The organism is Mucilaginibacter sp. P4_E8 (assembly GCF_056401495.1).
The window spans coordinates 44,986-59,416 of record NZ_JBFUJG010000027.1 but is presented as its reverse complement, the minus strand read 5'-3'; the positions used below and the strand labels follow the sequence as shown (position 1 = coordinate 59,416).

At 42.6% G+C, this 14,431-nt stretch carries 13 protein-coding genes and 1 pseudogene; all 14 read left to right on the top strand.

Features of this window, described 5'->3' with window-relative positions; genetic code table 11:
• A pseudogene (locus AC1DRQ_RS13135) lies at positions 1–688 on the top strand (gfo/Idh/MocA family oxidoreductase); the annotation flags it as partial.
• Positions 689–824: 136 nt separating this feature from the next.
• Entirely contained in the window at positions 825–1,391 is a 567-nt protein-coding gene (locus AC1DRQ_RS13130) for a gluconate 2-dehydrogenase subunit 3 family protein (RefSeq protein WP_429396444.1), read from the top strand.
• A 125-nt stretch (positions 1,392–1,516) separates the two neighbouring features.
• A complete protein-coding gene (locus tag AC1DRQ_RS13125; RefSeq protein WP_477425014.1) occupies positions 1,517–2,668 on the top strand; it encodes a Gfo/Idh/MocA family protein in 1,152 nt (383 codons plus the stop codon).
• A 6-nt stretch (positions 2,669–2,674) separates the two neighbouring features.
• Positions 2,675–3,727, top strand: coding sequence for a sugar phosphate isomerase/epimerase family protein (locus AC1DRQ_RS13120; RefSeq protein ID WP_477425012.1), 1,053 nt, complete (start codon positions 2,675–2,677; stop codon positions 3,725–3,727).
• Between the two features lie 185 nt (positions 3,728–3,912).
• The gene (locus AC1DRQ_RS13115; protein ID WP_477425011.1) at positions 3,913–5,220 is read left to right on the top strand and encodes an MFS transporter; all 1,308 of its coding nucleotides are present in this window, start codon (positions 3,913–3,915) and stop codon (positions 5,218–5,220) included.
• A gap of 143 nt (positions 5,221–5,363) precedes the next feature.
• Positions 5,364–5,801 carry a c-type cytochrome gene (locus AC1DRQ_RS13110; protein WP_429396456.1) on the top strand — a complete coding sequence of 146 codons (438 nt, stop codon included), beginning with the start codon at positions 5,364–5,366 and terminating at the stop codon, positions 5,799–5,801.
• A gap of 29 nt (positions 5,802–5,830) precedes the next feature.
• Positions 5,831–7,081, top strand: coding sequence for a nucleoside permease (locus AC1DRQ_RS13105; protein ID WP_477425008.1), 1,251 nt, complete (start codon positions 5,831–5,833; stop codon positions 7,079–7,081).
• Positions 7,082–7,084: 3 nt separating this feature from the next.
• A complete protein-coding gene (locus tag AC1DRQ_RS13100) occupies positions 7,085–7,978 on the top strand; it encodes a hydroxypyruvate isomerase family protein (protein ID WP_477425006.1) in 894 nt (297 codons plus the stop codon).
• Between the two features lie 49 nt (positions 7,979–8,027).
• Positions 8,028–8,903, top strand: a complete 876-nt coding sequence (locus AC1DRQ_RS13095; protein ID WP_429396463.1) for a sugar phosphate isomerase/epimerase family protein — start codon at positions 8,028–8,030, stop codon at positions 8,901–8,903.
• An 18-nt stretch (positions 8,904–8,921) separates the two neighbouring features.
• Positions 8,922–9,695, top strand: coding sequence for a 3-keto-disaccharide hydrolase (locus AC1DRQ_RS13090; RefSeq protein WP_429396466.1), 774 nt, complete (start codon positions 8,922–8,924; stop codon positions 9,693–9,695).
• A gap of 173 nt (positions 9,696–9,868) precedes the next feature.
• Positions 9,869–10,663, top strand: a complete 795-nt coding sequence (locus tag AC1DRQ_RS13085; protein WP_477425003.1) for an NIPSNAP family protein — start codon at positions 9,869–9,871, stop codon at positions 10,661–10,663.
• 154 nt (positions 10,664–10,817) lie between these two features.
• On the top strand, positions 10,818–11,177 hold the full coding sequence (locus tag AC1DRQ_RS13080; RefSeq protein ID WP_429396472.1) for a response regulator transcription factor: 360 nt from the start codon (positions 10,818–10,820) through the stop codon (positions 11,175–11,177).
• Between the two features lie 437 nt (positions 11,178–11,614).
• Positions 11,615–12,859, top strand: coding sequence for an efflux RND transporter periplasmic adaptor subunit (locus AC1DRQ_RS13075; protein ID WP_477425001.1), 1,245 nt, complete (start codon positions 11,615–11,617; stop codon positions 12,857–12,859).
• 109 nt (positions 12,860–12,968) lie between these two features.
• Positions 12,969–14,426, top strand: coding sequence for a TolC family protein (locus tag AC1DRQ_RS13070; protein ID WP_477424999.1), 1,458 nt, complete (start codon positions 12,969–12,971; stop codon positions 14,424–14,426).
• The last annotated feature ends 5 nt before the right edge of the window (positions 14,427–14,431 follow it).

Sequence of the window (14,431 nt, the reverse complement as noted above, 5' to 3'; positions counted from 1 at the left end):
GGATTACGGAACCGGCGCCCTGGGCGATATGGGCTGCCACCTTGTTGAAGCTCCTTTCCGTGTACTAGGTTTACAATATGTTAAAGATGTACAGGCCAGCGTAGGCAGTGTTTATGTTGACGAATTTAAAAAAGGCAGCTTCCCTGAAAGCTGTCCTCCGTCAAGCCACATCACTTTAACTTTCCCAAAAACTGATAAAACCAAAGGTGATGTAACCATGCACTGGATGGATGGCGGTATTGAACCTGAAAGACCAAATGAGTTGCTGGCAAGTGAAAAATTTGGCGGCGAAGAAGGTAATGGTACGCTTTTCATTGGTACAAAAGGTAAAATGTATGCCAGTACTTATTCTGATGCTGCAACGCTGTTGCCTAAATCACTTACTCAAAGTGCTAAAGCACCTGAGAAATGGAAAAGGGTACCGGGTGGTGCAAATGGCCACTATGCGCAATGGGTTGAAGGCTGTATAGCCGGATACGGTAAAACCGAACTAAGCTCGTCATTTGATAAGGCTGGTCCGCTTACCGAAGCATTGTTAATGGCAAACCTTGCTGTACGCGGTCATGACCTTAAAGGCGGCGATGTGAAACTGTTATGGGATAACAAAGCAATGAAGGTTACCAACTTTGATGCGGTTAACCAATACATCCAAAGGGATTATCCTGATGGATTTAAACTAAAAGCGTAAGCGTTAAATAGGGTTGAATTATTGAGTTATTGAATTGTTGATTTTTAAAAGATCAGCATGTAATGACTCAATAGTTGTTAAATCAATAATTCGATAATTCATTAACTCGATAATTAAATAACTCAATAACTAAATCATGAATAGAAGAGAAGCTATTGGCCGGGTTGGTTTAATACTTGGAGGTACCGTAATAGGAGCCGAGTTTTTTATCTCCGGATGTAAATCAACTTCAAAAAAAGTAAACGAACTGTTTGATCAGGATAACGTTGCTTTATTTAACGAAGTTGGCGAAACCATTTTGCCTGCTACTTCAACACCTGGTGCTAAAGCGGCAGATGTTGGCAGTTTTATGGCTCTGATGGTTCAGGATTGCTATAAACCTTCAGATCAGAAAATATTTGTAAAAGGTATTTCTGACCTTGACGATGCCAGCAAGAAAAAATTTGGTAAAAAGTTTATGGAGGCCGATGCTACGCAACGCACCGAATTGCTTAGCGAGCTGGATAAAGAGCAAAAGGCTTATACCAAAACCAAGAAACCGGAAGATCCTAACCATTATTTCAGGATGATGAAGGAACTAACCCTGTTAGGCTTCTTTACATCAGAAGTTGGTGCAACTAAAGCCCTGCGCTATATAGCTGTACCTGGCCGTTATGACGGCAACGTACCTTACAAAAAAGGCGACAAAGCCTGGGCAACCTAAAGAATTAGGTTTTAGTATCAAGTATCAAGTAATTAGTATCAAGATGAGAACAAGGCTTGATATTTGATACTAAACTCAAGATCTTGCTACTTGATACTAATTACTTGATACTTTTATAAACTAAAATGAAACTAAGATTAGGAATGATCGGCGGCGGTCAGGGTGCGTTTATTGGCGCCGTACATCGTATTGCCGCCCGTATTGATGGCGAATATGAACTGGTTTGCGGTGCATTCAGTAGTAATGCCGAAAAATCACAAGCCAGCGGTTTATTGCTGGATATCCCTGCTAATCGTGTATATAACTCATATACCGAGCTCATTGAAAAAGAAAAACAACTGCCTGAGAGCGAGCGTGTACAGGTGATCAGTATTGTAACACCAAATCATGTACACTTTGATCCGGCAAAAATGGCGCTGGAGAACGGCTTCCATGTTGTTTTAGATAAACCCATGACTTTCTCATTGGCCGAAGCTAAGGAGCTGGAAAAAGTAGTAAAAGCAACGGGCAAACTATTTTGCCTTACCCATACCTACACAGGCTACCCTATGGTAAAAGAGGCTAAACAACTCATAAAATCAGGCAAGCTTGGTGCTATCCGCAAAGTGTATGTGGAGTATCCGCAGGGATGGCTCAGCAGCTTTTTAGAAGGAGGCGATAACAAACAGGCCTCATGGCGTACCGATCCCGGTAAAAGCGGCATCGCGGGCGCTATGGGCGATATTGGTACACACGCTTTTAATCTGGCCGAGTATGTGACCGGTTTGGAAGTAACCCAGATCTGTGCCGATATTAATGTAGTGGTAGAAGGCCGTAAACTTGATGACGATGGCGCCGCGCTGCTTAAATTCAATAACGGGGCAAGTGGCGTATTAACCGCTACACAAATTGCCGCCGGCGAAGAGAATAATGTTAAAATACGTGTTTATGGAGAAAAGGGTGGTTTAGAATGGCACCAGAGCGATGCTAACTCCTTAACCCTCATGTATACCGATAAACCAATGGAAGTATGGCGCACAGGCGGTGGTTACACCAGCTCATTCGCGCAGCATAATACCCGTACCCCTCCGGGCCACCCTGAAGGTTATCTGGAAGCATTTGCCAACCTGTACCGCAATTTTGCCTTAACGGTAAAGGCAGGTATTGAAGGTAAAACCGCTACCCCAGAGGAGTTGGATTATCCCGGAATTAAAGAAGGTGTCCGCGGCATGGCATTTATTGAAAATGTGATCGCATCGGGCAAATCAGATAAAAAGTGGACTGAATTTTCTATTTAAAAAATTATGACAACCATCAAAGGACCAGCCATATTTATAGCGCAGTTTATAGGCGATACAGCACCGTTTAACAGTTTGGAATCCATTTGTAAATGGGCCGCGGGCCTGGGTTACAAAGGCGTTCAGCTACCTACCAATGATGCCCGTTTTATCGACCTGCAAAAAGCAGCCGAAAGCAAAACCTATGCCGACGAGATAAAAGGCATCGTAAATGCAGCAGGCCTGGAAATTACAGAGCTATCCACTCACCTGCAAGGGCAGCTGGTAGCTGTAAACCCGGTGTATGATTCGCTTTTTGACGCGTTTGCGCCCGAGGCTTATCGTAATAATCCGGCCGAAAGACAAAAATGGGCCGTGCAACAGGTAAAATACGCGGCACAGGCATCAAAAAATTTAGGGCTTAACGCCTCGGTTACCTTCAGCGGCGCTTTACTTTGGCCTATGATGTACCCATGGCCGCAGCGCCCTGCCGGTATTGTTGATACCGCCTTTGACGAACTGGCTAAACGCTGGACACCGATATTGGATGTATACGAAGAAAACGGAATCGACCTTTGTTATGAGATCCATCCGGGCGAAGACCTGCATGATGGTATCACTTATGAAATGTTCTTGGATAAGGTAAAAGGCCACAAACGGGCAAACCTGCTGTATGATCCATCGCACTTTGTACTGCAATGCCTGGATTATTTAGAATATATCGACCTGTATCATGAGCGCATTAAAATGTTCCATGTAAAGGATGCTGAATTTAACCCTACCGGCAGGCAGGGTGTTTACGGCGGATACCAGAATTGGATTGATCGCGCCGGCCGTTTCCGCTCATTGGGCGATGGACAGGTTGATTTTAAAGGTATATTTAGTAAATTAACCCAATATGATTATAAAGGATGGGCCGTATTAGAATGGGAATGCGCGCTTAAACATCCCGAAGATGGTGCAAGAGAAGGCGCCACCTTTATTAAGGATCATATCATCAGGGTTACCGAACGCGCGTTTGACGATTTTGCGGCATCAGGCTCTGATGAAGCGTTTAACCGCAAAACACTGGGGATATAACACACAAAATGTAAGTCATCCCGAATTTATTTCGGGATCCCACATGCAGGGTGAACAATATGTAATAGGTAAACTTTGCATGTGGGATGCTGAAACAAGTTCAGCATGACAACCTCTACAGATTAATAAAAGCATTACATTTGATATAGCCAATTAACCAATTAATTTAACCTAAATATCTTTAAATGCAAACCATTAACCGTACGCAGCTTTTCAGGGCCAGTTGTTTATCCCTGTTAGTAACATCATTGTCATTTGGCATCCGTGCCGGTATATTGAACGATCAGGGTGTCAGATTTCATCTGAATGGCTCAGAACTGGGCACAATTGCTGCAACTGCTTTCTGGGGCTTTCCATTGGCTATTATAGTAGGAGGGTTTATTGTTGATATTATCGGCATGAAAAAATTGCTGGTATCAGCCTTTGTTTTCCATTTAATAGGTATCCTGCTCACAATTTTTGCAAACGGATATTGGACTTTGTTCCTGTCTACCTTAATGATCGGGATTGCCAACGGTACTGTTGAAGCATCCTGTAATCCTTTGGTAGCTTCCCTGTACACGGATAATAAAACCACCAAACTAAACCACTTTCACTTATGGTTCCCGGCGGGTATTGTTATCGGTACCCTGATCGTGTTCGGATTGGATACCGCGCTTGCACATGGCGTATCTCCTAAACCCTACTGGATCTCTCAACTGGAAGTAGCCATTATGCTTATCCCTACACTCATTTATGGGTTCCTGTTCTCTAAATTAAAGTTCCCGGTTACCGAAAGGGTATCGGCTGGTGTCAGCACAAGCGATATGTATAAGGCGCTTGGTAATCCTTTGTTTCTGTTCATGATCGTATGTATGTTCGGTACAGCTATTACAGAATTATTTACCAATCAGTGGACGGATGTATTGTTCAAAACCGTTACTAACAACGCTATCCTGATCCTTACTTTCGTGGCGTCTGTACAAGTGTTGGGCAGGGCGTTTGCAAGTCCTATTGTACACCGTTTGGCTCCGCAGGGCGTACTGCTTATCTCGGCAATTTTGTCGGCATTGGGTATTTACCTCATGATCCACCTGCATGGCGATGCCATTTATTTTGCAGCTGTTATTTTTGGATTAGGAGTTGCTTTTTTCTGGCCTTGTATGATAGGGTTTGTAGCAGAGAACCTGCCACGAACAGGAGCAGTAGGATTAAACCTGATGGGCGGGGCTGGTATGTTTGGCGTGTCAATTTACATGATATTTATGGGCGGGCATTATGATGCTATCATGATTCAAAAACTTCCGGCAGGGGCTAATCTCGATGCTTATCGATCAGCAGGCGCGGGGACAGATATGGCCAAAGCTTTTGACGCGGCCAGATCAGCAGCCGGCCCCGAAGTACTAAATACTACCCTTATCATTCCGGTGGCATTGGTAGTTGCTTTTGCCGGTTTGGTATTTTACATGAGGGGAAGAAAAAAAACAACATCATTAAAAACAGCTACCGTGTAAAAAGTACACCTACTTATTATAAAAAATTGTATTTTTCGCCCTCATTAATCACACAATTTAAAATCAAGGTATAAACCGCCAGGATTAATAGAGTAAAACAGTTATGATCCTGGCAGGTTATTATTAAAAAAAACAAATCACGTATGAAAAAGGCATTTTTTATTCTTTGTATCAGTGTAGCGATTACTGCTTGCGGCGGCAGTTCAAACTCAGGGGGCGCTGATAGCACTAAGGCATCAAATCAAACCGCGAAAGCAACAAGCTCTGATGCTGATACCAATGCTACAAAAACCGGTACTGAAGCGGCCGGCGGAGAAGCAGGATCATCAACCGGCGCAAGTTTAATGGCAGCTTCTGATTGCAATACTTGTCATAAGGTTGATACTAAGGTAATTGGCCCTGCATTTCAGGATATTGCGGCTAAATACCCACCTACTGAGGCAAATATTGATACACTGGCCAATAAAATAATAAAAGGTGGTAAAGGTAACTGGGGTGATATTCCGATGGCTGCACATCCGGCGCTTGCTGTGAATGACGCAAAAGAGATCGTGAAGTATATTTTGTCGTTAAAAAAATAACCTGAGTTTATCTACCTTATAAAATAATTATGACCACTGGAATCAGGGTAAAACTTTCTACAATGATGTTCCTGGAGTTTTTTATCTGGGGAGCATGGTTTGTTACAATGGGTACTTATTTAACGGTAACGTTAAAGGCAACAGGTACACAAAATGCAGGCGCTTATGCAACACAATCATTAGGAGCAATTATAGCACCTTTTGTAATAGGACTTATTGCTGATAAATACTTTTCGGCGCAAAGAATATTAGGTGTTCTGCACCTGCTGGGGGCCGCATCGCTTTTTTATGCTACCACAATTGCCGATTTTGATAAGTTTTATCCGAATATATTGTTCTACATGATCATTTATATGCCAACCCTGGCATTGGTGAACTCGGTATCATTTAAACAAATGAAAAACCCGAGTAAAGAATTTCCCTGGATAAGAGTGTTCGGTACCGCAGGGTGGATAGTTGCCGGTTTAACAATCGGATGGCTTGGATGGGAAAAATCAGGCTCATTGGTGCTTACCTTTAAAATGGCAGCGATAGCGTCATTGATATTAGGATTATTAAGTTTTACATTACCTGATACCCCGCCTGTTAAAAAAGGTCAAAAAACTTCATTCGGAGATATTATAGGCCTTGATTCCATTGGTTTACTTAAAAACAGGTCGTATTTAACTTTTTTCCTGGCATCAGTAGCCATATGTATCCCGCTTGCGTTTTATTATAATTTTACCAACCCTTTTTTAAATGAGGTGGGTATGACTTCCGCCGCGGGCAAACAGACGATGGGGCAAATGTCTGAGCTGTTATTCATGGCCGCTATGCCTTTGTTTTTTGTAAGGCTTGGTGTTAAAAAGATGCTTGCAGTAGGGATGTTAGCCTGGGTACTGCGTTATATATTCTTTGCTTATGGCGATGTTGGTCACAATGAATGGATGCTCATAGCCGGTATTGTGATGCATGGTATATGTTATGATTTCTTCTTTGTAACCGGACAAATTTACACCGATAATTTAGCGGGAGAGCGTTTTAAAAGTGCTGCACAGGGTTTTATTACTTTGGCCACTTATGGTGTCGGGATGCTTATCGGTTCATATATTTCAGGTCCGATAGTGGATCATTGGAAAACTTCAGCCACAACGCATAACTGGCAAACCATCTGGCTTATACCAGCAGGAATAGCGGCTGTGGTATTGATATTTTTTCTGCTACTATTTAAGGACAAAACCAGCATGGCTACCAAGCCAGGTTTGGATATACAGGAACCTTCTGCACAAACGGAAATATAAAACATGGCATCAAATCAAAACCGTAGGTCGGCTATCAAAAATATGCTTGCCGGCACCGCCGCTATAACGGCATCAGGCGTGTTAACCTCATTTACACAACCCGAACAAGATAAAGAAATGGTAGCTGATACCCTCAAAGGCAATATTAACCACGCGGTATGCCGCTGGTGTTATAATGGTATGTCGGTTGAGCAGCTTTGTGCTGCGGCAAAAGATATCGGCATAAAAGGTATTGATCTGGTTGGCCCTGCCGACTGGCCAACGCTTCAAAAATACGGTCTGTTTTCGTCTATGTGCAATGGCGCCGAAATAAACCTGACCGATGGTTTCGGTGATAAGCAATTTCATGCCCAGCTGCAAAAAAACTATGCCGAAATGATCCCCAAAGTAGCGGCGGCAGGTTATAAAAACCTGATCTGCTTTAGCGGTAGTCGCCGGGGTAAGGATAATGAAACCGGCTGGAACAACTGTGTAGAAGGCCTGAAACCAATGGTTGCCCTTGCCGAAAAGCATAACATAGTACTGGTTATGGAACTGCTTAACAGTAAAATTGACCATAAAGATTATCAGTGCGATAGGGTATCATGGGGTGCCGAGCTGTGTAAAAGATTAGGATCTGAAAACTTTAAGCTGCTGTATGATATTTATCACATGCAGATAGATGAGGGTGATGTGATCCGTAATATCCGTGAGTTTCACCAATACATAGCGCATTACCACACCGGTGGTGTACCGGGTCGTAATGAAATTGATGATACGCAGGAATTATACTATCCGGCTATTATGAAAGCTATTGTAGGAGTAGGTCATAAAGGCTATGTGGCGCAGGAGTTTATACCCAAGCAGCCCGATAAAATAGCTTCGTTGCGTAAGGCGGTACATATTTGTGACGTTTAAACCTTATTCAAAAGATCTGCTCTAACAAAAACATTAACCAAATAAATACATGACAACCAGAAGAACATTTTTAGCACAGGCCGGACTAATTACAGCAGGTGTAATGATGAAACCTAATTTTCTATCGGCCAAGGGCAATAACGTTGTAGGGCTGCAATTATATAGCTTGCGCGATCAGTTACCAAAGGATGTAAAAGGTGTAATTGCCCAGGTGGCAAAAGCCGGTTATAAGGAGGTAGAAACCTTTGGTTTCAATAAACAAACAGGATACTGGGGGCTGCCAGGTAAAGATTTTAGTCAGTTATTAAAGGATAATGGCCTTACCACGCCAAGCGGCCACTATGGGCTTGACCAATATTTTGGTGAAGGTAAAACTGATGACCTGAAAGCTTATATTGAAGTGGCTAACACCATCGGACAAACCTATATCATTATACCTTCATTAAACCATAATTTTATAAAAACGGTTGATGACTGCAAAGCAGTAGCCGAAAAGATGAACAAGATAGCCGAGATCTGCAAGGCATCGGGCTTAAAATTGGGCTACCACAACCATAACTTTGAGTGGAAACCTGTTGGCGACACTACTTTTTATGATGTGGTACTTAACAACACTGATCCGAAGCTGGTGAACATGGAAATGGATATTTACTGGGTTGTACGCGCTGGACAGGATCCAGTTGCAATTTTTGAAAAACATCCAGGCCGTTTCACTTTTGTACATGTTAAAGACAGAGACAAAACCAATGCCGAACTGAACACCGAAATTGGTAACGGCGATATTGATTTTAAAACCATATTGGGTAAAGCCAAGCTTGGCGGTGTTAAACACTTTATTGTTGAGCAGGAAAACTACACCAATATTGATCCTTATGTAAGTATCACCAAAAGTGCATCTTACCTGAAAAATACACTTCACGTTTAAACCAATTATAATACCAATATGAAATATCCAGTTATACTAACAGCGCTTTTAGCCGGAAGCTTTTTGATGGCTAATGCACAGGAAGGTGCTAAGCACGAAGACACAGAAATATACGAGCCTGTTCCAAAGGTGGTTGTTCCGGCTAAAGTATTAGGCGATGCTCCTTCAGATGCCATAGTTTTATTTGATGGTAAAAACCTGGACGAATGGGTATCAAACGAAGATAAAAGCCCGGCAAAATGGCCGTTTAAAGGCAATATACTTACTGTTGATAAACATACCGGCGGTATTGAAACTAAAAAATCATTTACTAATTACCAGCTGCATATTGAGTGGCGTGTTCCTGCAAACATTACCGGCGAAGGCCAGGCACGCGGTAACAGCGGTGTGTTTTTAGCATCATTAGGTAAAGGCGATCCGGGTTATGAGCTACAGGTTTTAGATGCATATAACAATAAAACTTACGTTAATGGTATGGCCGGCAGTATTTATAAACAAGCTATCCCATTGGCAAACCCTTGCCGCAAACCAGGCGAGTGGAATGTTTATGATGTTGTTTGGACAGCACCAGTATTTAACGAGGATGGTACGTTAAAATCAGCAGCAAGAGCTACCGTGTTCTTTAACGGCGTGCTGGTTGAAAATAACTTTGAACTGCTTGGTCCAACTCAATACGTTGGTAAGCCATCATACGAAGGCAAAAAACACGGCGCCACACCTATAAAACTACAGGCACACGGCGATAAAAGCGAACCGCTTAGTTTCCGTAATATTTGGGTACGCGAGTTGTAATCCATTTATTCCTAATATTTAAAAGCCTGTAAGCTATAGCTTACAGGCTTTTTTGTTGATTGCGGCATAACCCATAAATTAGGATACTGTGCTACAAAAATGTGACAAAGACATTTAATAAACCAGCTGAAATTAGCACATTTGAAATTATATTTACACACTTAAACCTATTTATGAAATCACATTACAAAACCATTCTTAACCTTTTTTCTTTCGTTATATTAATTATTGGGTGCACGTTGGCTTCGCCGGCCAGTGCAGCCAAAAGATATTATTATCAAATTAAAATATACCATTACAAAACCCAGGCACAGGAAGGCCGTATAGAGCGTTACCTGGAGCAGGCATATGTGCAGGCATTGCATAGGGCAGGTATTAAAAAGGTTGGTGTTTTTAAGCCCATAAAACAGGATACTGCCGATATGCGCATCTACGTTTTTACCCCATTCACGTCGCTGAATAAACTAACAGATATCGACAAAAAATTACAGGCCGATACTAAATATTTAACCGATGGCGAGGATTATATCAATGCTGATTTTAAGGATGCCCCCTACACTCGTATTGAAACACTGGTATTGCAGGCATTTCCGGGTATGCCGGCTCCGGCTGTGCCCAATTTAACCGGTAATAAAGCCGATAGGGTATATGAGCTGCGCAGCTATGAGAGCGCTACCGAAAAATATAACTTTAACAAGGTGCGCATGTTTAATGATGGCGATGAGGTAGGCCTGTTTAAACGACTGGGCTTTAATGCCGTATTTTATTCAGAAGTGATAGCCGGCGCGCACATGCCTAATCTGATGTACATGACCACTTTTAATAATAAACAGGACAGGGATGCGCATTGGGATGCTTTTGGTAAAGATGCCTACTGGAAAACCTTATCGACAAAAGCCGAATACCAAAATAATGTCTCGCATGTGGACATCATTTTCCTGTATCCGGCTGCTTATTCTGATTTTTGATACACGCTCATTTATAGCTTTATATATAGATACGGAAGGTTTCATATGCCATTTTTAACTGCTCTTACGCTAAGCTTCGCGAATGCCAATAATTGCACAAACTGTTAATTAGCCTATTAAAGGCTTGATTTTTGTGGTGTTTGAGCACGAAGAAATGAAAAAGATCATGATTGCGGACGATGATCCGGGGATTGTAGATGCGGTAGAGATCATGCTTGATTTTGAAGGTTACGAGGTGTCGTCGACTGTAAATGGGGCGACGCTTTTAGATATGCAAACAGAATTCCCCGATCTGTTATTATTAGATATCTGGATGTCGGGCTTTGACGGGCGGGATATTTGCCGTGAATTAAAACAGAGGAAAAACACCAGGGGTATCCCCATCATCATGATATCAGCCAGCCGCGATATCGAGCGCTCAGCCTATGAAGCCGGAGCTGATGATTTTTTAGCAAAGCCTTTTGAAATTGACGACCTGTTAGGTAAGATAAGAAAGCTCTTGAAGGATAATTAGTTAGTGACTATCCTCTCACAGACTCACCCTGGCTTTGCTTCGCTCGCCATCCTTCTCTTCGCTGCGGCGGAAAGAGGGCGTTGCAAATATCTTTATACTTTTTGTCATCCTGAGGAACGAAGGATCTATTAGCAAGCTTTGCATGTCGGTAATTAGATGCTTCACTGCGTTCAGCATGACAAGTTTATTTTTTTTCCTCTTTCCGCCGCAGGCGAAGAGAGGGTGATCCAGCGAAGCGCGGATCGGGTGAGTCTACCCGCCGGCTTTCTCCTTACAGGTAACCTGCGCCTCCCACCCACACCATTCCCACCTGTTCATTATCATAAAAAGTGTCCGTAATCGATCACTTTTTAAAAATAAAAAATTCATAAATAATTGATAATAAGTTACTTAATATTGGTATAGCTCTTGCAAACCCATATCCAAAAAGTACAACAATGGATAAGGAAATAACGCTTGAAGTTATATCGCAAAAAAGAAGAAAAACGGCATTGGTTGCCCTGATCAGCATAGCTGGTTTAGTGCTGGCTATATGGGTATTGCGGGGGTATATCAAGTCGTCATTAAAAAAATCAGAAATTACTACCGCCATTGTTGAAACGGGTAATATAGAAAATACCATTAACGCCACCGGCGAAGTATTGCCTGAGTTTGAAGAGATCATTACCAGTCCCATCAATGCATCTATAAAAAATGCGCTGATGGATGCCGGTAATAAAGTGAATGCCGGGCAATCCATTATCACCCTTGATAAATCAGCCTCCCAAACCGAATACGAAAAGCTAAAATTTCAGCTCGAATCAAAACGTAACGAGATCAGCAAGTTAAAGCTTGATCTGGGCAAAAGCTTTTATGACCTCCAGTCGAACAATGATATCAAACAGCTGCGCATCAGTAACCTGGCCGATGCAGTTGAAAATGCCAAACGTCTGTTTAAAGCCGGTGGCGGTACCCGCGAAGGTATTGAGCAGGCAGAGCTCAACTTAAAAGTGGCCCAGTTGGAGAAAAAGCAACTGGAAAACGAAATAAAGAATAAACAACAAACCATGCAGATAGAGATCAAAGAAGCCGAAATTGCCGCGGCCATACAGGAAAATGATCTGAATGAGTTACAGCGTAAACTGCAACTGGCCAACGTGATTGCTACTCGCAAAGGTGTAATTACTTATGTAAACAAAAACATAGGTGCTAATATACATGAGGGCGAAACGCTGGCCCGCATTGCCGACCTCGGGAGTTTTAAAGTGCAGGGTAGTATATCTGATAATTCGCTTGACGAACTGCATACCGGCATCCCCGTAATTATCCGTATTAATGATAACCAATTGCGGGGGCATGTAACTAATGTATCGCCATCTATCCAAAATAGCATCATCTCTTTTGATATACAGCTTGATGACCGGTCCAGCAAGCTGCTTCGGCCCAATATGAAAGTTGATGTTTTCCTGGTGACCGCAACGCATAATAAAGTGATGCGGGTTGCCAACGGCCCGGCATTCAAAGGCTCAAATTTGCAGGACATTTTTGTGGTAAATAAAGGTAAGGCAGAACGCCGGACGGTTCATATAGGTCTAACCAATTTTGATTATGTAGAGATACAGGACGGCGTAAAACCCGGCGATGTGTTGATCACCTCGGACATGAGTGAATATAAAAACTCAACAGAAATAACGATTAACTGATATAAGCCACTCAGCTCCCCGTGGGAAGGGAGTTCTTCATAACATTAATCCTCCTGCCGGTTGGTGGGAGGGTTTGAGTGGGTATCAGAAAATATATAATATAAAAGAAATGAAATTTTTATATATCATATTATTATTAACCATGAGTTCGTCGGCATTTTGCCACGGCGCTAACGATACCCTGCGGTTAACACTGCAGCAGGTGGTTGAAATGGCTAAGGCAAACTCCATAGCGGCTAAACAGGCCGCTACCGTGCGCGAAACAAAATACTGGGAGTACCGTACTTACAAATCAAACTATCAGCCACAACTGGCCTTGAGCGGTACCCTGCCCGATTTTAAAAAAACTTTTTCACAAACACAACAGCCTGATGGTACCATATTGTTTCAACCGGTTCATAACGATAATTCAGCCCTGCAACTTGATTTTAGCCAAAGCATTACTGCTACCGGCGGTACCGTTTACGGCAGAACCCAACTGCAGCGCTTTACTGATTTTGACAGGCATAATGCATTGTACAATGGTGTTCCGTATAGTATTGCGTATACGCAACCGCTTTTTCAGTTTAACCAGCTCAGGTGGGATAAAAAAATTGAGCCGCTAATATATAACGAGAGCAGGCAGGCATATATTGAAGCGCAGGAAAATATAGCTATTACGGTTGAGGGATATTTTTTTGATCTGTTGTTGGCGCAGGTTAACTTGCACATTGCCGAAACTAATTACAATAACACCCAAAAAATAATGGCCATAGCCAATACCAAGTTTGAGTTAGGGAAAGTATCAAAAAACGAGATATTACAGTTACAGCTCGAGCTCATTAATGCTAAAAAAGCCGTAGGTACCGCCAAGCGCGATATAGAAATTGCTACTCTTAATCTCCGTAGCTATACCGGGCAAGAGGATGATAGCAAAATTGTATTGATAACACCTGAAAATATTAGCGAGATGAGCGTTAGCTCAGACAAGGTTTTGGCCGAGGCTTATGCCAACCGTTCGGATGCTATCGCCTTTTTAAGGCGCATTGCCGAAGCCAAAAGGGATGTGGCCAAAGCCCGGGGCGAAACTGGCCTGAAAGCCACGCTAAACGCCAACCTGGGTTTTTCAAATTCGGCAACCAGTATCCCGGGGGTATATAATAATCCGCAAAACCAGCAAATAGTGCAACTAACGCTATCAGTACCCATACTGGATTGGGGCAGGTCAAAATCGCGCACTAAAACAGCGCTGGCCAACCAGCAGCTTACCGAATACACGGTTGAGCAGGATAAGCAAAATTTTAAGCAGGGAATAGTAACCCAGGTATCGCTTTTTAATTTGATGAAGGAACAGTTGGTTTATACTGCCGAAGCCGACAGCATCGCCTCAGAAAAATACAAAATAGCCCGCGAACGCTATGTACTTGGCGACCTGGGCATCACCGACCTGGGCATAGCCTTTCGCGAAAATGACCAGGCCAAGCGCGATTACATAACATCGCTCCGCGATTTCTGGGGGGCATATTACCAGTTGCGCTACTTATCATTATATGACTTTGAAAATAACCATAAAATTACCTATCAATAAATCAC